The organism is Gluconobacter sp. DsW_058, from assembly GCF_002153615.1.
Taxonomy (GTDB): Bacteria; Pseudomonadota; Alphaproteobacteria; order Acetobacterales; family Acetobacteraceae; genus Gluconobacter; species Gluconobacter cerinus.
Window position 1 is genome coordinate 23,995 of the sequence record NZ_JOPH01000035.1, and the last position, 20,392, is coordinate 44,386.

17 protein-coding genes are annotated in these 20,392 nt (G+C 54.8%); 7 read left to right on the forward strand and 10 right to left on the reverse strand.

The genetic code is table 11. From position 1 onward, the window contains the following. Positions 1-112: 112 nt before the first annotated feature. From metH to HK24_RS07335, 6 genes are all read left to right on the forward strand, one after another. Complete coding sequence (metH, locus tag HK24_RS07305; RefSeq protein ID WP_086633922.1) at positions 113-3,619, forward strand: methionine synthase; 3,507 nt, start codon at positions 113-115, stop codon at positions 3,617-3,619. A gap of 20 nt (positions 3,620-3,639) precedes the next feature. Next, positions 3,640-3,888, forward strand: coding sequence for a hypothetical protein (locus HK24_RS07310; protein WP_086633923.1), 249 nt, complete (start codon positions 3,640-3,642; stop codon positions 3,886-3,888). A 153-nt stretch (positions 3,889-4,041) separates the two neighbouring features. Next, on the forward strand, positions 4,042-5,460 hold the full coding sequence (locus HK24_RS07315) for an FAD-binding oxidoreductase (RefSeq protein WP_086633951.1): 1,419 nt from the start codon (positions 4,042-4,044) through the stop codon (positions 5,458-5,460). Between the two features lie 42 nt (positions 5,461-5,502). After that, entirely contained in the window at positions 5,503-6,996 is a 1,494-nt protein-coding gene (mqo, locus tag HK24_RS07320; protein ID WP_086633924.1) for a malate dehydrogenase (quinone), read from the forward strand. 52 nt (positions 6,997-7,048) lie between these two features. Continuing rightward, a complete protein-coding gene (locus HK24_RS07325) occupies positions 7,049-7,294 on the forward strand; it encodes a helix-turn-helix transcriptional regulator (RefSeq protein ID WP_086633925.1) in 246 nt (81 codons plus the stop codon). A gap of 386 nt (positions 7,295-7,680) precedes the next feature. Beyond that, on the forward strand, positions 7,681-7,866 hold the full coding sequence (locus tag HK24_RS07335; RefSeq protein WP_143412304.1) for a hypothetical protein: 186 nt from the start codon (positions 7,681-7,683) through the stop codon (positions 7,864-7,866). Positions 7,867-7,962: 96 nt separating this feature from the next. Here the strand turns inward: HK24_RS07335 and glpK are convergent, their stop codons facing one another. The 9 genes from glpK to HK24_RS07380 all read right to left on the reverse strand — a co-directional run bounded on the left by glpK (position 7,963) and on the right by HK24_RS07380 (position 16,862). Beyond that, on the reverse strand, positions 7,963-9,513 hold the full coding sequence (gene glpK, locus HK24_RS07340) for a glycerol kinase GlpK (protein WP_086633928.1): 1,551 nt from the start codon (positions 9,511-9,513) through the stop codon (positions 7,963-7,965). 25 nt (positions 9,514-9,538) lie between these two features. Continuing rightward, positions 9,539-10,441 (reverse strand): MIP/aquaporin family protein, encoded by a 903-nt coding sequence (locus tag HK24_RS07345; RefSeq protein WP_086633952.1) that lies wholly within the window; start codon positions 10,439-10,441, stop codon positions 9,539-9,541. Between the two features lie 34 nt (positions 10,442-10,475). Continuing rightward, the gene (gene glpD, locus HK24_RS07350; RefSeq protein WP_086633929.1) at positions 10,476-12,056 is read right to left on the reverse strand and encodes a glycerol-3-phosphate dehydrogenase; all 1,581 of its coding nucleotides are present in this window, start codon (positions 12,054-12,056) and stop codon (positions 10,476-10,478) included. A 120-nt stretch (positions 12,057-12,176) separates the two neighbouring features. After that, entirely contained in the window at positions 12,177-12,962 is a 786-nt protein-coding gene (locus HK24_RS07355) for a DeoR/GlpR family DNA-binding transcription regulator (RefSeq protein WP_086633930.1), read from the reverse strand. A gap of 121 nt (positions 12,963-13,083) precedes the next feature. After that, complete coding sequence (locus HK24_RS07360) at positions 13,084-13,398, reverse strand: antibiotic biosynthesis monooxygenase (RefSeq protein ID WP_086633931.1); 315 nt, start codon at positions 13,396-13,398, stop codon at positions 13,084-13,086. Further along, positions 13,383-14,225 (reverse strand): heme ABC transporter ATP-binding protein, encoded by an 843-nt coding sequence (locus tag HK24_RS07365; protein WP_086633932.1) that lies wholly within the window; start codon positions 14,223-14,225, stop codon positions 13,383-13,385. Before HK24_RS07365 ends, HK24_RS07360 begins: the two co-directional genes overlap by 16 nt. After that, entirely contained in the window at positions 14,222-15,241 is a 1,020-nt protein-coding gene (locus HK24_RS07370) for an iron ABC transporter permease (RefSeq protein WP_086633933.1), read from the reverse strand. The genes HK24_RS07365 and HK24_RS07370 overlap by 4 nt, the downstream gene beginning before the upstream one ends. A gap of 5 nt (positions 15,242-15,246) precedes the next feature. Beyond that, entirely contained in the window at positions 15,247-16,161 is a 915-nt protein-coding gene (locus HK24_RS07375; RefSeq protein ID WP_086633934.1) for a hemin ABC transporter substrate-binding protein, read from the reverse strand. A 77-nt stretch (positions 16,162-16,238) separates the two neighbouring features. Beyond that, the gene (locus HK24_RS07380; protein ID WP_086633953.1) at positions 16,239-16,862 is read right to left on the reverse strand and encodes a biliverdin-producing heme oxygenase; all 624 of its coding nucleotides are present in this window, start codon (positions 16,860-16,862) and stop codon (positions 16,239-16,241) included. A gap of 252 nt (positions 16,863-17,114) precedes the next feature. On the opposite strand from HK24_RS07380, the gene HK24_RS07385 reads away from it, so the two are divergent. Then, positions 17,115-19,382, forward strand: coding sequence for a TonB-dependent hemoglobin/transferrin/lactoferrin family receptor (locus HK24_RS07385; protein WP_086633954.1), 2,268 nt, complete (start codon positions 17,115-17,117; stop codon positions 19,380-19,382). 56 nt (positions 19,383-19,438) lie between these two features. Here the strand turns inward: HK24_RS07385 and HK24_RS07390 are convergent, their stop codons facing one another. Continuing rightward, positions 19,439-20,377, reverse strand: coding sequence for a beta-propeller fold lactonase family protein (locus HK24_RS07390; RefSeq protein WP_086633935.1), 939 nt, complete (start codon positions 20,375-20,377; stop codon positions 19,439-19,441). Positions 20,378-20,392: the final 15 nt, after the last annotated feature.

Sequence of the window (20,392 nt, forward strand, 5' to 3'; positions counted from 1 at the left end):
AGATCCGGTTTGCCAGCAGCTTCCCTCAACCGTTATACAGGCAGGCCTCCATGCCGGGCCCGATCGCCTGGCATAATATCCTGTCCTGATTTTATTCCTGAAGAGCGCCTCAATGTCCTCACGTCCCCATCTGCTTGATGCCCTGTCAGACCAGGTTCTGCTGTGTGACGGTGGTATGGGATCGCGCGTGCAGATGCTCGATCTGGAAGTTGAGAAAGACTACTGGGGGCAGGAAAACTGCACGGAAATCCTGAATCTTTCCCGCCCTGAGCTGGTTCGTGAAATTCATCGCGGCTATTTCGAAGCTGGCGCGGATATGGTCGAGACCAATACGTTTGGTGGCTCGATCGTCACGCTTGCTGAGTTCGACCTCCAAGACCGCAGCCGCGAAATCAACCGTGTTGCTGCCACGCTGGCCCGAGAGGCGGCAGAGACCTTCTGTGACGGCCGCCATCGTTACGTCATGGGCTCCATCGGCCCAGGCACAAAACTGCCAACGCTTGGCAACATCGATTATGACACGCTTGAAGCCGGGCTGATTGAACAGTGCCGTGGCCTGATTGACGGCGGTGTCGATGGGTTCCTGATTGAGACGTGTCAGGACACGCTCCAGATCAAAGCTGCCGTCAACGCGGCCAAAGCCGCACGGATCGAACTCGGGTCGGACGCTCCCATTTTCGTACAGGTAACGGTTGAAACCACCGGCACCCTCCTCGTTGGACCCGACATCGCTGCGGCAGCCACAACCGTCAACGCGCTGGACGTCCCGTCTTTGGGTCTGAACTGCGCCACCGGCCCGCAGGAAATGGCAGAGCACGTCCGCTGGTTGTCTGAAAACTGGCCAGGCCTGATTTCCATGCAGCCCAATGCCGGTCTCCCGGAACTGGTAGACGGTAAAACGGTCTATCCTCTCAGCCCGGACGAAATGGCTGTGTGGATGGAGCGTTTCATCCGTGAAGACGGACTCAACCTGATTGGCGGGTGCTGTGGAACGTCCACTCCTCATATTCAGGCTCTGGACGGCATGCTGCGTCGCGTGGGTGGCGAAAAATACCGTCCGGCTCCGGTCAAGCGCAGCACGATCTGGATGCCGTCTGTATCCAGCCTCTACTCGCAGGTGCCGCTGCGGCAGGAAAACAGCTACTTCTCCATCGGCGAGCGCTGCAACGCCAACGGCTCCAAGAAATGGCGTGAACTTCAGGAAGCGGGCGACTGGGATGGCTGCGTCGCCGTTGGCCGGGAACAGGCTGCCGAAGGCTCCAATGCTCTGGACGTCTGCACGGCATTCGTTGGCCGAGACGAAGTCGCGGAGATGAACGAAGTCGTCACCCGCTTCACGTCATCCGTGAATGCGCCTCTGGTCATCGATTCAACCGAAACGCCAGTCATTGAGGCCGCTCTGAAGCTGCATGGCGGCAAGCCGATCATCAACTCAATCAACTTTGAGGATGGTGAAGATCAGGCTCATGCGCGCATGAAGCTGGCAAAGAAGTTCGGCGCTGCGATGATTGCCCTGACCATTGACGAAGTGGGCATGGCCAAGACGCCAGAGGACAAACTGCGCATTGCAGAACGTCTGGTTGATTTCGCCTGCAATCAGTACGGGCTGCCCCAGTCCGACCTGATGATCGACCCGCTGACCTTCACCATCGCAACCGGCATGGAAGACGACCGTAAGCTTGGCGTCTGGACGCTTGAAGGTATTCGGATGATCCGGGATAAATTCCCTGACATCCAGATCGTGCTGGGTCTTTCGAACATTTCCTTTGGTCTGAACCCTGCGGCACGTGCAGTTCTGAATTCCGTATTTCTGGACCATGCCGTCAAAGCAGGCATGACCGGCGCGATCGTACATGTTTCAAAAATCCGTCCGCTGCATCTGATTGCCCCGGAAGAAGTGAAAGTCGCGGAAGACCTGATCTTTGACCGTCGGACTGCCGATTATGATCCGCTCCAGAAGCTTCTGGAGCTTTTTGCTGGCCGGAAAGCTGCGGATGCCGTCAAGAAGCGTCGTGCTGAAACGCCCGCAGAACGCCTCAAGGACCGGATTGTAGACGGGGACCGTAAAGGCATCGAGGATGATCTGGATGCCGCCATGCAGGATATGGCCCCGCTCGACATCATCAACACCGTTCTGTTGGACGGCATGAAAGTCGTGGGCGAACTCTTCGGGTCTGGCAAAATGCAGCTTCCGTTTGTGCTGCAATCTGCCGAGACGATGAAAACAGCCGTAGCCTGGCTTGAGCCGCACATGGAGCGCAAGGAAGGCCAACATCGCGGCACGATGGTTCTTGCCACCGTAAAGGGTGACGTCCACGACATTGGTAAGAACCTTGTGGACATTATCCTGACCAATAACGGCTATCAGGTGATCAACCTCGGCATTAAAGTGCCCTTGGCTGACATGATGGCTGCGGCCAAGGAACATAATGCTGACGCTATCGGCATGTCGGGGCTTCTCGTAAAATCCACCGTCATCATGCGTGAGAACCTCGCGGAGATGAAACGGCAGGGCTTCGATGTTCCCGTTATTCTTGGTGGCGCGGCCCTGACCCGAAACTATGTCGAAGAAGAATGCGCCCTGTCTTACGGAGACGGCGAGCCAGGCCGCGTCGCATATGCCAGAGATGCGTTTGATGGATTGTCCCTGATGGACAAGATCGCGCAAAAAGAGTTTGACGGCTATCTGGGGGCGATCCAGAGCCGCCGTGCGGGCAAGGCAAGCCGCAAGAATGCGCGTGCTCCGGAAAGTGCTGAAACTCGTGGCTTCGGCACAGTTGATCCTGCCGCTGCCCGGGAGCGTCGCAATCGGATCTCAGGCGAACTACCTCCTCTCACGCCACCTTTCTGGGGCGCCCGGGTTGTGGAAGCTGCGCCTAATGCCGTGCTGCCATTCTTGAATGAACGCTCACTCTATCAGTTCCAGTGGGGCTTCCGAAAACAGGGGCGCTCCCTTGAGGAGTTCATGGAGTATGCGAAGATGGAACTCCGCCCCGTCCTGAAGCGCATGCTGGCGCTCAGTGCGGAGCAGGAAATCCTGCGCCCGCAGGCCATCTATGGATACTGGAAAGCCGCTGGTGACGGAAACGACCTGATCCTGTTTGAAGAAGACGGCAAGACAGAAGCCGCGCGCTTCACCCTGCCCCGCCAGCCAAAGGACGACGGCGAGTGCATCGCGGACTTCGTGCGTGACATCAATGATGAGCACCGCGACGTTGTTGGGCTTCAGGTTGTCACTGTCGGGCAGAAAGCATCAGACCTTGCCCGGGAATGGTTCGAGGCCAATCGCTATCAGGATTACCTCTATCTGCATGGCCTTTCGGTCGAGATGGCGGAAGCCATGGCTGAATACACCCACAAACGGATCCGTGCAGAGCTTGGTTTTGCGGCGGAAGATGATCGTGACATGGAGAAAATGCTCTCCCAGTCCTATCGTGGGTCACGCTATTCCTTCGGCTATCCTGCCTGCCCCCGCCTTGAGGATCAGGAACCAATCCTGCGCCTTCTGGATGCCGAGCGCGTCGGGATTTCCCTGTCTGACGGGTTCCAGCTTCATCCTGAGCAGTCAACGTCTGCTCTCGTGGTGCTGAATCCGCGCGCCAAATACTTCACTGTCTGACTCAACGGAGAACCACGGTCATGGCATCACAGCAAATCGGCGGGCTTCTTGCCCAGCTTCGACTCATCAACGGTGAACGTGGATTCTTCGCCAACTTTTTTGGCCTCTTCTGCGTGGCCTGTCTTTTAGGACTGGCCAACATGTTCAGCCGCTCTGTCCTGCACGCAGATATGGGCTGGCTCCTCAAACCACTCATGGTGGTCATGGCCCTGTATTTCTTTCTTCCCTATCTCCTGCTGCTCATCATTGACCGACGCAGCACCCACTAACTCTTAATTCAGCCTACACTTCCGCGAAGACGCCCCAACATGGGGCGTTTTTCTTATCTGGAGCATGGGACAACACCGCATATAGATTGTCTTTTCAGTCATCAGATTTATAATAATTTTACAAAATTGACGACTTTCCATTTCGGATATTCCATGACGGTTCTTTCTCCTTCCGCTGAAGAACGCCTTCAGACTGTTCTTTCCCGGCTCGCTACAACACTGGGAAGCCGGATCAGCACAGCCCCCTCCGTGCTGGAAGAACACAGTCACGGCGAAGCTATGGAGGCTGCCCGACTGCCGAAAGCCGTCATTTTTGCCGAAAGTACGGAAAATGTTTCAATCGTCCTGAAAGAATGTCACGCCTCCCGCGTTCCCGTAGTCGCTTTTGGCGCAGGAACATCCGTTGAAGGGCATGTCACGCCGCCAGAACACGCCATCAGCCTCGATCTCTCCCGCATGACCGGCATTGTGGAGATGAACCCGGACGACCTGGATTGCCGCGTACAGGCTGGTCTCACCCGACAGGCTCTCAACACACAGATCCGCGATACCGGACTTTTCTTCCCCGTCGATCCGGGCGGTGAAGCTACTCTGGGCGGCATGTGCGCGACCCGCGCTTCCGGAACGGCAGCTGTCCGCTACGGCACGATGAAGGAAAACGTGCTGGGTCTGACTGTCGTGCTTGCGACAGGTGAAGTGATCCGAACCGGCGGTCGCGTCCGCAAATCTTCCACTGGTTATGATCTGACGTCCCTCTTCATCGGCTCTGAAGGCACGCTCGGGATTATTACGGAAATCCAGCTCAAGCTGCATGGCCGCCCTGACACCCTCTCCGCTGCAGTTTGCCAATTTGAATCTTTGAACGATGCCGTTCAGACTGCAATAGAAATCATCCAATGCGGCATCCCGATTAACCGTGTGGAATTAATGGATAGTGTTCAGATGGATGCATCCATCCGATACTCCAAACTGACCGGCTATCGCCCCCTGACAACGCTATTTTTTGAATTTGCGGGCGCCCCTGCAGCCGTACAGGAACAGGTTACCGCAACTCAGGAGATCGCTCTCGCAAACAATGGGCTTGGTTTTGCCTGGGCCGAGAGCGCGGAAGACCGGGCACGTCTGTGGAAAGCGCGCCATGATGCCTACTGGGCCGCAAAGGCCATCGATCCAACCGCCCGGGTCATCTCAACAGACTGCATTGTTCCAATCTCACGACTGGGGGAACTGATTGCCGGTGTCTCAAGCGACATTGCCGCATCCGGTCTTAAGGCCCCTCTTCTGGGCCACGTCGGAGACGGAAATTTCCATACGCTCATCATCACCGAACACTCCCCGGAAGGGTATGCTCAAGCCTTGGATCTGGACAGGAAAATTGTCGGTCGGGCGCTGGCTCTCGGGGGTTCCTGTAGTGGCGAGCACGGTGTTGGACTGGGGAAACTGGAGTTTTTGGCTCAGGAGCACGGTGAGGGCTCACTCGGCGTCATGCGTGCACTGAAGAATACGATGGACCCTCACCATATTCTCAATCCGGGAAAGCTGCTTCCCAACGGGCCCGTTTATCGGGGATAACACCACCCTTCTGATATTCTGCTTTTACGGACCCTGCCTGCAATGTCTTCAGCTTCTGCCGCGTTCCCGGATGTCGTTCTGATTGGAGGCGGCATCATGAGCGCAACTTTCGCCGCCCTCCTCAAAGAACTGTCCCCCGAACTCTCCATTACGCTGTTTGAAACGCTTGAACAGTGTGGGCAGGAAAGTTCAAAGGCCTGGAACAATGCTGGAACCGGGCACGCAGGAAACTGTGAACTGAATTACACGCCGCAGCGTGCAGATGGCAGCGTGGATATTTCCAAGGCTCTGGCGGTCAACACCGAGTTCGATATTTCCCGCCAACTCTGGGCGCACTGGGTACAAACCGGCCGAATTGCAGATCCGGGCACGTTCATTCACGCCTGCCCTCATGTCAGCCTTGTCTGGGGCGAAGCTGACGTTGCTTTTCTCAAAGCGCGCTACACCGCCATGGCGAACCACCACTGCTTTGACGGAATGGAATATAGCGAAGATCCTGCTGTTATCGCGAACTGGGCCCCTCTTGCGATGGAAGGTCGGGATCTGTCTATTCCTGTGGCGGCCACCCGCATTAAAAGCGGAACGGATGTCGATTTCGGGGCCCTGACCAGAAGCCTTCTCTCTGGTTTGCAGACCGCCCCCGGCTTCCACAGCTTTTATCGTCATCGCGTGACGGACCTGACCAAAACAACCGATGGTCGTTGGCGTGTCACTGCGGTCAATATGCAAACCGGGGTACACAGGACTGTCCTGACGCGATTTGTCTTTATCGGCGCAGGTGGTGCAGCACTGCCCCTCCTTCAGAAATCCGGTATCCCTGAAGCACGCCGATACGCAGGCTTCCCAGTGAGCGGCTTATGGCTGCAATGCACCAACCCTGCCATCACGCAGCGCCATCATGCGAAAGTTTATGGAAAAGCACCCGTCGGATCTCCGCCGATGTCTGTCCCACACCTAGATACGCGGGTGATCGACGGGAAATCCTGCCTTCTTTTTGGTCCGTATGCGGGTTTTTCCACCAAGTTTCTCAAGAGCGGCTCCTGGAGGGACTATTTCCACTCCTTGAACAGCAGCAACATCATTCCCGCCATGACCGCAGGCAAAGATAATCTGTCGCTTTTGAACTATCTGGTGCGCGAAGTAACACAGAGCGACCACAAGCGCTTCCAGTCCCTTCTGAACTTCTATCCGCAGGCTGATGAAAGCCAGTGGACGAAAATTGTGGCCGGGCAGCGTGTTCAGATCATCAAGCCGGACAAAGGCCTTCATGGTGTCCTGCGCTTCGGCACAGAGCTGGTCCGCAGTTCCGATCAGTCGCTTGTTGCAATTCTCGGTGCATCGCCGGGCGCATCCATCGCAGCCTCAGTAGCGCTGCAAGTCGTGGAAAAGTGCTTTCCTCAGAAGATTTCTTCAAATGAATGGCTGCCACCTCTTAATGAGATTTTCCCAGCCTATGGGGTGGATCTGAAACAGAACGCTGCCCTTTGCCGTGAATTACGTATGAGCACCGCTGCTACCTTGAATATTGATGCCTGAGTGCGTCTAAAATTGTAGAAAAGCATTTATCCGTTGTGTATACACAACATTGATGCATAACCGTATTGCTCTTTTCCGGGCTGAACGAGGTCTTTCACGTAAAGACCTCGCTGAAGCCGTAAAGGTTAACCCCCAGACGATCGGCTATCTGGAACGCGGCGATTACAAACCGAGTCTGGAACTCGCGATGAAGATCTGTGCGGTTCTGGAAGCAGAGGTCGAAATGGTTTTCTCTCTGACGCCATTTGATTCACTTGTCGAACAGATGCGCGCGCGCATGGAGGCTGGAAAACAGTGACATTCTCTCCTCGCCCCACTGACAAATTTTTCAGCGTCATGGACAATGTAGCCAATATCATTGGCCGTCCTGTTTTCTGGCTTGGGGGACTGTTTCCAGACGGAACACCGGTGTCACCGACCAGCACAATTCCCCTCTGGAAACCTGTCACGATTGCAGTCTGCGCGACCATACTTTTTCCAAGCGCAATATTTCTGCTGAGCCCCGGCTGGATGATGTCAGTATTCTTCATCAGCGGAACGTTTCTTTTGAATATTTGCGCCCGGATAAAACTGTAGCATCCTTTATACAGACTGAGTGCCTGGGACAGGGATGAACGAGAGCAGCAAACCATCCTGACATGCCGAAACTCTGCCCTCATCGTGATGAGTGCTGGAGCTGTTATCATGCCTCTGTTACTGGCTTTTACGCTCATTCATGACCAATTTCAGCTGAGCCAACTGAAAACAATCAGCCTCATTACTCAAGCTTTCCTCTGTCTGAATTATCTTGTGACCCTCGCGTCGGCAGCGCAAATTGGCACACTCGCCTGGCTGGAACGCGATCAGCCATCATCACCGGATGCCGCCTGAAATTCCAATTTTTCCTGGCAAGCCCAAAACATAAAAAAGGCCGGCCTTCGTCCCCCGACGAATAGACCGGCCATATCAAGCAGACCTGAAGAGCGGTCAGGCTGCCTGAACTGTATCAACCTTTGGCTTGCTGGCGCGCACTGGGGCAGCACTCGCAGCATGTGGCGTCAGGGTGCGCTGAACTGCATTCTGCCAGCCGTCCAGCATGATGCGGCGCTGTGCAGGATCCATACGCGGCGAGAACAGACGCTCCTGCGCCCAGGTTGCCGCAACTTCTTCCAGGCTACCCCAGACACCAACATACAACCCGGCAAGGAAAGCAGCGCCAACGGCCGTGGTCTCAACGTTTACAGGGCGCTCCACATCGGCCTTGAGCATGCTGGCGAGGAACTGGGCGAACCAGTCGTTAGCGGCCATGCCACCGTCAATACGCAACGTCTTGGCCCGCATCGCACCGTCCTGACGCATGGCGTGAACGAGGTCATAGGTCTGGTACGCAACAGATTCCAGCATCGCACGGGCAATGTGTGCCTGCGTCGAGCCCAGCGTGAGACCACAGATCATGCCGCGTGCTTCAGGATCCCAATGTGGCGCGCCAAGCCCAACAAAAGCTGGCACCATGTAAACGCCATGGCTGTCCGGAATACGGGTTGCCATATCATCGGTCTGAGACGCATGCGTGATCAGTTGCAGACCGTCACGCAGCCACTTGATGCCGGCGCCTGCCACGAAGATGGATCCTTCGAGAGCATACGTCGTCTTGTTGCCAATCCGGTAACCAATGGTCGTCAGCAGACGGTTATTGGATTGAATTGGCTTTTCGCCTGTGTTCAGGAGCATGAAGCAACCGGTACCATAGGTCGCTTTCGCCATGCCTTCTTCAAAACATGCCTGCCCGATCAGAGCAGCATGTTGGTCACCCGCCATACCACCGATCACGATAGACTCACCAAACAGGTCAGGCTCTGTTTTGCCAAACAGGCCGCTATTGTCCTGGACTTCAGGCAGAAGCGCACGAGGCACATTGAACAGGTTCAGCAGTTCATCATCCCACTGAAGGGTGTGAATGTTGAACAGTGAAGTACGGCAGGCATTCGTGATGTCGGTTGCATGGCGTTTGCCACCCGTCAGACGCCACAGAAGGAAGCTGTCGATCGTGCCCGCGGCCAGTTCCCCTGCTTCAGCACGCTTGCGGGCACCTGAAACGTTATCAAGAAGCCAGGCAATCTTGCTTGCTGAGAAATAGGGGTCCAGCAGAAGGCCCGTCTTATCACGAACAATTTCTTCGGCGCCCTGCTCACGCAGGCGATTGCATTCCTGAGCCGTCCGGCGATCCTGCCAGACAAGCGCATTATGAATGGGCTTGCCGGTCTTGCGATCCCAGACCACGACTGTTTCGCGCTGATTGGTAATGCCGATCGCAGCAATTCGCCCAACACCACCAGCCGTGGAAATCGCTTCCCGCGCCGTCTCGAGAACGTCTTCCCAAATATCTTCCACGTCATGCTCGACCCAACCCAGCTCAGGATAGTGCTGGGGGAATTCGCTACGTGAAATGGACACGGCGCGGGCATTGCTGTCGAAAACAATACTGCGAGTCGATGTCGTGCCCTGATCGATCGCTAGAATGTAGTCTTTCTTTGCCATGCTACTTACTCCGGAAACGGACAGATCAAGAGACCTTGTCGATGACGGGACCTGTTGAAGCAGGTACGGAAGGGTTCGAAACGACGAGCACAGGCTCGGCTAGGTTTAGCGCTTCAGATGATGGCGCAGATGCTACCACAGAAATCCGAGGCATGAAGGGGCGAAGACCATACTGGTAAATCGCGGCACCAATCGGACCACCGACCATTGGCGCTGCAATTGGCACCCACCAGTAGTTGGACGGAGCCGGAATGGCAGCCTGCCCCCACCCTGCAAAGAAGCAGAACAGGCGTGGACCAAAGTCACGAGCCGGATTGATGGCCCAGGCTTCCAGATACCCCGCAGACGCACCGATGATTGCAACCAGAAGACCAATGATCAGCGCACCGGAATTCGCCTGCGGAGCCTGCGTATTGTACTGGCAGGTCACGGCGAAAATACCGAACACCAGAATACCGGTCAGAACAGCCTCATCCCAAAACGCATGAGAGACACTGATAAAATCGCCTGGATGCGTGAAGAACACACCGGCCGAGCCACCATCGAGTGCACGCGTCAGGCCATGAGCGGCATTGTAGTGGTCAATGACCGGCACATAGAGCGAGTACACGAGTGCCGCGCCCGCCAGACCACCCAGAACCTGAGCACCGATGTAGGGTACGACCTTCTTCCATGAGAACCCACGGAAGAGCGCAAGTGAGAGCGTCACAGCCGGGTTGGCGTGCGTGCCGCTGACTGCCCCGGTCGCGTAAATCGCGACCGTAACGGACAGCCCCCAGACGATACAGACGCCCCAGTACGCCGTCTTGTACGGGCTGGGATCGTAAAGCGAATACATGGCAGCGACGCCATCTCCGAAGAGAATGATGATGGCGACAGCAAAGAACTCGGCAAGGAGTTCACCAAGGTAGCGTTTATTCTCTGACATGACCGGATGTCCGACATGAGAATTGAAGGAAAGATCAGGCGACGTCCTGCCGCCATGTTCCGGAGGTCTCGGAGCCAGCCGAACGTTCTGTTCCGGCACGCTCCTCGATATAGGTCTGGAGTGCGGCTTTCTCGGCATCGGTCATGAACAGACCCAGCTTCGAGCGGCGCCACAGCACGTCCTGCGCAGACCGTGCCCATTCGTTGTCGATCAGATAATCGACTTCGCGCGCACTCAGTGTCTTGCCGAACCACTGCCCCATATCGGCTTCTGCCTGCGTAGCGATATCAAACGCCCGCAAACCGTAATTCCGCATAAGCCGCCATGCTGTGTAAGGAGCCAGATGAGGCGCATACGCCTGCAGCTTCGCCACCTGACGGTCAAAATCAGCCGGGGCAAAATCCCCACCGGGCAGTGGCGTCTCAGCAGTCCAGGATGGACCGCCCAGCACAGGAAGATGTGGAACCAGCTTCTCAAGTGCATGCTCGGCCAGCTTGCGGAACGTCGTAATCTTGCCGCCGAAAACAGACAGGATCGGCGCACCAGACGCATCAACATCCAGCACGTAGTCACGCGTTACAGCGGACGCATTGCCAGAGTTGTCGTCATAAAGCGGACGAACACCGGCATACGTCCAGACCACATCATCCGGGCTGACTGACTTCTGGAAATAGCGGCTGACGCTCTCGCAAAGATACTTGATTTCATCTGCCGAGATTTCAACCTTCCCAGGGTCCTGCTCCCAAGGAACGTCCGTCGTGCCGATGAGCGTGAAATCCTGCTCGTAGGGGATCGCGAACACAATCCGCTTGTCCGGATTTTGCAGGATATAAGCCTGCTTGCTCTCGAACAGGCGCGGCACCACAATATGGCTTCCCTTGACGAGACGCACCTTGTTCCGGCTCTGCACGCCAACACGATCCTGAAGAAGCTCTGCGACCCATGGTCCAGCTGCATTCACAATGGTCTTGGCCTGAACTGTCCGCTCTTCACCACTGTCGCGGTCAAGAAGCGTTGCGGTCCAGAGCTGTGGCCCACGCTCAGCTTTTACAAGTTTGGTGCGCGTGTTGATGGAGGCCCCTAGACGGATGGCATCCATGGCATTGAGCACAACCAGACGACTGTCCTGGACCCAGCCATCGGAATATTCGAACCCACGCACGTATTCGCTCTTGAGCGGGCGCCCTGTCACGTCCGTACGGAGGTTCACCGCGCGCGTTTTCGGCAACGTCATGGTCGTGCAAAGGTGATCGTACAGGAACAGGCCTGTCCGTAGCAGCCAGGCAGGACGCAGCATCTTGGAGTGCGGCAGAACAAAACGCATCGGCCAGATGATGTGCGGCGCAATCTTTAACAGACGCTCACGCTCAATCAGAGCCTCACGCACCAGCCGGAACTCGTAATATTCCAGATACCGCAGACCACCGTGGATCAGCTTGGTGCTGGCAGAAGACGTATGGCTTGCAAGGTCATCCTGCTCGACAAGGATAACCTTCGCACCACGGCCTGCGGCATCACGGGCAATGCCGCAGCCGTTGATGCCCCCACCGACCACAAGCACGTCATAAGGCGCGCTCTGCGGACTTGAAGGCGAAACTTCACGAATCGATGACATAACAATCTCCTGCCACCACGCTCCAAAACGAGCATCTGATGTTCGTTTTCGCGCATATTGAACGATAAAGTAAAGAGGGATCTTCGGTTTATAACAGATTAGTGTTCTTTTTTTCGCGCACTACTGTGATGTTTGAGCGATATGTAGCGTCACATTTGCCGCTTCCAGAAGCGCCTGAAATGCGTCCGAGACGGGTCGATCGGTAATCAGATCATCAATATCTGCCAGTCCGCCGACGCGCCCCATGGGCTGCCGACTGAATTTTGTATGATCTGCCAGCAGCAGAACACGGCGAGAATTTCGGATAATCGTACGGGCACACTGAATTTCATTCAGGTCAAAATCCAGCAGTGTCCCGTCATCTGCGATACCGCTGATACCGATGACGCCGAACTCTGTCCGAAAAGAATCCAGAGTCTCAATCGCAGCAGCACCCAGAATTGCCCCATCCTTGGGACGGAGCTCTCCCGCTGCAATCACGGTTCTAAAATCAGGTCTTCCGGAAATAAGAGACGCAACATGCAGGTTGTTAGTCACGACCCTTAGGTCACGATGTCCACCCAGAGACCGGGCGAAAGCCTCGGTTGTCGTACCAATATTGATAAACAGGGACGAACGGTCAGGAATAAGAGACGCCGCGCAATGGCCGATCGCATCCTTGGCCTTCAGGTTCAGAATCTGCCGTTCATTGTAGGCGATATTTTCAATGGTGGAGTTCGGTGTTGCTCCACCATGATGTCGGGTCAGAAGCCCCTGCTCTGCCAGAAACCCAATATCCCGCCGAATGGTTTGAACCGCCACATCGAACTGCTGTGCCATGTCTTCGTTCGACACATAGCCCTGACTGCGAACCAGTCGGATGATCTGTTCCTGACGAGGGTTGATCCTGATGGTGGGGTTGCTCATGCACACTGACCTGAAATGATTTCCAGGACAGTGTGACAACACGAACAAAAACGCGCAATCACGAACTTTGTCAGCGACAGACCCCGTGGCGCTTTTTAATCACTCCACCATCAAAGACATTTCAGATTTCGATATTCTGAAGAACCTTGAAGCCTTCAAAGACTGGCGGTCCCACGGTCAGCACTTTGCCTTGTCCGGCGCCGGCATGAGCAGCGCGGAACTGCTCAGACTGTGTCCAACCAACAAAGGCCTCATAAGATTCCCAGACCGTATGAGACGCATAAAGAACATGATCTTCGTTGGCTGGACCCTGCAGGAATTGAAAACTGACAAATCCTGGAACGGTCTTCAGCAGGACCTCCCGCTCCAGCCAGCGCTGCCGAAAAGCATCTTCACTATCAGGCCGTACCTTGAAGCGATTCATTGCAATATACATGGTGTCTCTCTCTTGTTGATATCTTCCGGCATGACGAGATCATGCGGAACAACGAACGGACGCCCCGTGCTGCAATGTTGATGAATGCAGCCATCAGGAATCCCAAAAACGTCGTGGAGGAGTTCAGAAGTCAGGATGTCACGGGGGAGACCGTGTGACTGTATCCGCCCCTGATGCATGACGATGATACGATCGGCACAGGCCGCAGCCCAGTTCAGATCATGAAGAACCAGCAACACGCTTCCACCATGCGCCGCATGCATCTTTGCAATCTGAAGAATGAGACGCTGCCGTGCCATATCCTGTGCGGACAAAGGTTCATCCAGCAACAGACAGCCGGGCGCACCGTTCCGGGCTGCGGCCTCAAGCTGTGCCAGCACTCGCGCAAGGTGAACGCGCTGCCTTTCTCCGCCGGATAGCGTCATAATGTCGCGTTCCATGAACGATGACAGCCCGACCCGATCCAGCGTGTCCTGTGCAATCGCGACACGCTCAGCCATCGGGCGGCCCTGCCCCGAAATAGCTGTCCCCATAAGAACCAGTTCCAGCGCCGTGAAGCGCGCACGCATCGGACATTCCTGGGGCAAGAGCGCCCGGCGGCGAGAAAGTTCGCCCGCAGAAAGCGATCCAATTTTTGAGCCATCAAAGCGGATCTCACCCCCATGCAACGGCATCAAACCGCATGCGAGCTTCAGGAGCGTACTTTTACCCGCGCCGTTAGGTCCCACAACAGCAACAATTTCTCCCGCCGCGAGCGCCAGATCAAGATTGTGAACAATCTCACGACCACCTGCTCTGGCTGAGGCGTTCTGAATTTCCAGTGTCATGATGGAATATCCGCTCCATGAATGCGGCTCAAAAGCCAGACAAAGACCGGGGTTCCGAGTGCTGCGGTAATTATGCCAACAGGCAGTTCCGCAGGAGCCGCAACCAGTCTGGCAATCGTATCAGCCGCAGTGAGAAGAATAGCCCCAAGAAGAGCGCTCCCAGGCAGAACCAGACGGTGGTCTGGACCGGTTACCAACCTCACAAGGTGAGGAACCACAACGCCAACAAACCCAATGGCGCCCACAAACGCGACTACCGGCCCAACGGACGCAGCCACCCCCAGCATTGCCAGCCGTTTTGTCCGCTCGACAGGATACCCCATCAAAGCAGCATCCGCCTCACCCAGAAGCATGGCGTTCAGAGGAACAGCGAGACGTGTCGCAATCACGCCTGCAAGGACAAGAAATGGCGAGAGCAGGCCAATACGTTCCCAATTTGCTCCAGAAAAACTCCCGAGAGTCCAGAACGTCAGATCCCGCAGAGCCGTATCATTGGCCCGAAAAATGAGAATGCCAGTCAATGCACCAGAAAAGGCTCCGAATGCGACACCAGCCAACAGAACAGTCGTGACAGAGGTGATGCCAGCGCGGGTCGCAAAGACGTAAAGAAGGAGTGTGACGAGAAAGCTGCCCAGCATTCCAGCCAAAGGCACGGCCCAACCGTTTAGAAACCCTGACTGAGCCATATCGACGCCCAGTACGATGACGCACGAAGCAGCCAGAGCGGCCCCGGAAGATACACCAATCAACCCCGGATCAGCCAATGGATTTCGAAAAAGCCCCTGCATCGTTGCACCCGCAGCCCCCAAAGCTGCACCTGCCATCGCGGCGAGCACGACACGTGGCGCACGAATATGCGCGATCACCATCCAGGCCAGATTTCTGGTCGCAACGTCAGGTGCATGCAGGAGCGTACCAATGCCTGCCCCGCTTGCACCAACCTCGACTGCGACCAGCATGACAAGAATTAGCAGCGGCAGAAGCGATAGTAAGATCCAGCCCGCATGCACGCGCATTGCCCTCACGCAGGATGCTCCGCTTTCGCCATCAGTCGTGCCAGATCCAGCGCAGCTTCGGGCGTTCTCGGACCAAATCCCAGAAGGCGCTCCCCTTCCATTTCTACAATGGCTTTTTTTTGCCCCGCTGGCGTCAAACTAAATCCGGGATCGCTCAAGAGAGCTTTGCGGATATCCTCGCCCCCTTGGTTCATAGTGAGAATGATATCGGGCTTCAGGGTTACAAGGGATTCCGTGTTCAGAAGCTTGTAGCCCTGCAGATCCGCCCCAACATTGACGCCTCCTGCAAGCCGGATAACGGCATCGGCAGCCGTGCCCCGCCCCGCCGCTAGCGGACGGTTATTCGTCATGCGCATAACAAACAGGACGCGCGGTGACGCAGCATGTGTGTCGCGCCAGTTTTTAAGAGCAGAAAACTTCTGCTGAATATCCTGAGCAAGCTGCGTGCCTGCCTGCTCACGGTTCACAACTTTTGCCAGAAACTGCGTCCGGCCAATAATAGCGTCGGGCGAAGGCGTTGAATCTACGAACACAATGGGAATATCTGACGCCACCAACTGAGACATGGCATCGGCTGGGCCTGCTGCGTCCATCGCAAGAATGAGATCCGGCTTGACGGATAAAACCCCTTCCGAGGAGATGGCCCGCATATAGCCCAGAGATTTTTTATCTTTCAGTGCGGCTTCCGGCCAGGTCGAAGTCGTATCAACGGCGACAATTTGATCGGCTGCACCAAGACGATAAAGCGTCTCGGTGATTGTTCCCCCAATGCAGGCAATTCTGGAAGCGGCTCCCAGAACAACCTGACGACCGCGACTGTCCGTCACCGTCCGGGTTGCTGCATGCAGGCAGGATGGCGTCAAAGCACTGGCACAAACCAATGCAAGAAAATTGCGGCGTTCCAATCCTGATTTATTCATCGCCCCTGCCCTTCTCGTATCGGCAGACATTCGCCGCCGAAAAAATACGATATCATGCAATCAAAAGTCATTCTCATTTAAAGACTAACTCTTTCATTCTGACTGGCGGAGAAAATCTCCTCCGAGTTCAAAGCGGCCATCTGATCCAGACAGCTAGAGAAGCGGGCGAAAGCCTCCTCAGCAGCCGAAACACAAATTGCCCGATCCAGATCAGCGCTATCAATCGCCGCCTTAAACGTTTTCCACGACAGGCCCCGACCTTCCGGTGCAGGAGCCAGGTGCCGCGCCCCGAAACTTTCTGTCAGCCCAAGAGACATTGCCATCTTGGACAGGATATTCGCGCCCAGCTTCGATCCTTCAGCAACGTATAGCCAACCTACGGCAACCGAAGGGTTGAACGGAATCACGTTCCCACGATGCGCCATTGGGGCTGCCAGACCCAGATCACGCATGTCAGCTTCCACCCAGGGAAACCGGTTGCGTGTCTCAAGATCGGGAAGAAGGTTTCGTAACATTTCGTTTTCGTAAATATTTGTCATATCTCTCAGGAAGACATACTGAGACAGAAGAAAGATCCGATACCCGTCCAGACTGGAAAAAATTCCCATGGACATGATCTTGTGATCAGTCCGGTCATGAATGGATTTTGTCTTTTCCCGTAGCGCCAGGGAAAGCGTATTGTCGGTGAAAAACGCGCTCATATCCGCCATTTCTCCTTTTAATCTCAGCTTAAATGAATGCCTGAACCGTTGGCTCCCTTCCCCACAGGAAAGAGTCGACGCGGGCTCTGTGTGGCATATTCATCCACCCGCTTCAATGAAAATGAGAATCACTATCATTTAGATTGACGCCACGAAATTCCATCGCCATTAGATGCGAACAATTCTCATTTAAGGGTGTAAGTTTCCATGAGCAGGCAAAGCGCTCGTCCAACACGTTTTCTGCGACAGTCCATGCTGGCAACGTCTGCGCTCGTCTGCATTTTTGCAGCTTTATCATCTGCTCAAGCCCAGACGAGCAAAGACTCTGAGAAAGTCACTGATGCAAAAACAGACGGCATCCCAGCACATACTGGGGCAGCCCCTACAGTTCAGCTCAAGCCCCTCCACGTTCGAGGGCAGGCTGCTGCAGACATCATTGATTCCATGAAGGTTGATCCGGATGCGGACTATAGTGCCGTCGGAAAGCCGCGTGTCATGACTACAACGACCACGCTCAAAACCCTTCAGTCCCGCATGATTGACAGCATTTCGGACTATGCTCGTCGCGTGGACGCGGGAGTGAATTACAACAATAACAATCTCAGCATTAATATGCGTGGGCTGGATCAGAACCGCATTCTCACCACCATAGACGGCATTCGAACAATCTGGGCGAATGACGGCGCACGTGGTGTCAGTGGGGGTGTTTCGTCCTATGATTTTAATTCTCTTGGCTCGATCGACATTGTCAAAAACGCGAACTCTGGCTTTTTCGGAACAGGTGCGCTCGGCGGCGTTGTTTCACTCAAGACACTTGACCCGGAAGACCTTCTGACAGGCAACAAAGCCTACGGCGGCCTGACCAAACTGACATATGATGGGTCCAGCGAGAGTGGATATCTCAATCAGGCCCTTGCTGGACGTTACCATAATACAATGATTTTAGTTCAGGGCGGCTACCAGACTGGCAGCCAAACCGGAAATATGGGCGGCACAGGCGGCGTTGGGTCCACACGATCAGACAAAGATCCCGCTTCCTACACGCAAGGAAACTTCTTGGGTAAAATTCACCAATACGTGGAAGGCGGTCATCGCTTTGGCTTGACCGGTGAAGTATTTGATCGAAATTATAACGAAAACACCCTGAGCAGTATTAGCTCAACATACAGCCGCTATCACACATTGGAAGAAAGCAAGCGCACGCGCGTTTCAGGAAGTTACGATTATAAATCGGAAAAGCCGATAGCCTTTATCAGCGAAGCCCATCTCATTGCTTATTGGCAGAAGGTCAATTCAATCACAGATACAGCCGCCAATCGTCTGACATCGCCCATTGGCGAATATGATCGGGACAGTAACCTCGCTGTTCAGTCCTATGGAACGACGGGCTCAATCACGTCCAATGTTTTCACCGGCCCATTTCATCATGTGATTACCCTTGGCGGAGAAGCGTACATCACGGATACAAGCCAGTATGCTGCTGGTCTCGATAATTGCACGGCACAGGTCTATGCGTGCAGCTTCTTGCATGTAAACCAGTCTGATATGCCCGACGTTCACGGAACTGACCTCGGGGCAATTGTTCAGGATCGTATTGGTTTCGGGAAAATGGAATGGCTGCACGTCACACCAGGTTTCCGCTTCGATCACTACAGACGTAGCCCGCAGGACACGCCCAGCTACAGCAAAAATGCAGCTTATGAAGGCACACCAAACGGAGCCAGTGGCTCGCATTATTCCCCGAAGGTTCTGGTCGAAGCTCGGGTCCTGAGAAACCTGACACTTTACGGACAATACTCCGAGGCCTTCCGTGCTCCGTCTGCGACAGAAATGTATCTGACCTATGGTGGTACAGGCAGCTACGTCTCAATCGGAAACCAGAACCTCAAACCGGAAACCAGTCGTGGCTGGGAGGTTGGCGCGCGATATGGAGATTCCAAACGAGGCGCCACAGTTTCGTTCTTCGATAATTACTATCACAATTTCATCGATACGATCACAACAACAGCGGCAGCAGCCGGCATCGGCGGATATTACCCGTTTGGTGTTTTCGAATACGTTAATCGCCAGCATGTCCGTATTTACGGCGTAGAAGCACGCGCTAACTGGACTTTCGCCAATTACTGGCAGGTATGGACGTCCCTTGCGTATTCTGATGGTCAGGATACCGATGAGCATGTGCACCTGAACTCCGTTGCACCATTCCGCGGAATTGTGGGCGTTGCCTATAACCGAGAGCACTGGGGAGCAAATTTCTCCACGACATTCGCGGCGGCGCGCAACAAGGTGCAGAACATGGCGTCTAATGTGAACAAAACACCGGGCTATGCACTCTTCGATTTGACGGGGTGGTACTCACCGAAATTCTTCCCGAACCTCCGCGTTCAGGCGGGAATGTATAATATGTTCAACAAGCGTTATTATAATGCACTGGATGTGCCTGACAGCATCAGTGTCCCCAAGTCCTATTACACACAGCCTGGCCGTAGCTTTAAAGTCACGACGCTTATCAATTTCTAAACGTCAGAAACCAGCTCTGAAGCACCGTGACCCACGCCAGAACACGTCACGGTGCTTCAAAAAAAACCAAGGGTCTCGCACCCAACCCCAGCTTTCACTGTTCGCAGTACCTTACGACTGGAAAGCTGGATCTCAGTTAACGTTCCATCATCTTCATTTGCCACAAGCACAGTTGTTCCATCTGGACGGAAAGCAGCGTCCATTGGCTTCTGCCCAACCGGAACGGGGTACTGGTCCCACTGTGGCAGACTGATCAATGTCACAGTCGGCTCAAAATCTCCGATAACCAGAAGCCATTTTCCATCGGGACTAACGCGCACAACCTGCGCACTTTTATGATGATGCTTCAGTTCAACTTCCTGACGGAGCTCTCCCGCATCCACATCCATAAGAAATAAAGTTGGTTTGAGCGCATTACTGACCACCAGGAATTTTTCATCCGGCAGATGATCGATGCCAGCAGAGGGCGCGGGCAGAACGATCGTGCGCCTGACGCTGTCATCACCAATACGAAGAACGGTCAGCGTCGCATCTTCTTCGTTTTCGGTAACAATCAGCTTACGCTGCGGAAGGATGGTAAGCCTGTGTGCATTGCGAGAAAATGCCTGCAGGATATGGATAACTCTTTTCGTCTCCGGATCAATCACTGCCACAGCAGAACTGTTCTCACAGCAAACATACAGCAACCCGTCCGGCCCAAACCGTAATGTATGCGGTGACTCAAGGGGTGTCAGATCAATGTCTGAAATTTTTGTTCTGGCATACAGATCTATAACGGAAACAAAATGGTTTGGTATGGGATTGTTGCCGTGAAAACCATTCCCATACGCTGGAACAAATGCAATCCCGCGCGTCTCATCTATAGCCAGCTCATGCGGGAGACTTGGCATCCCCCCAATATGATCCAGCACTTCAAGCGTTGTTGGATGCAGGAAAAGAAGCTGTGCCCCCTTCTTGTCCACAACAATTAGCCCGCTGCAATGACTAAGGGTCATAGGACTGTCCTTGCT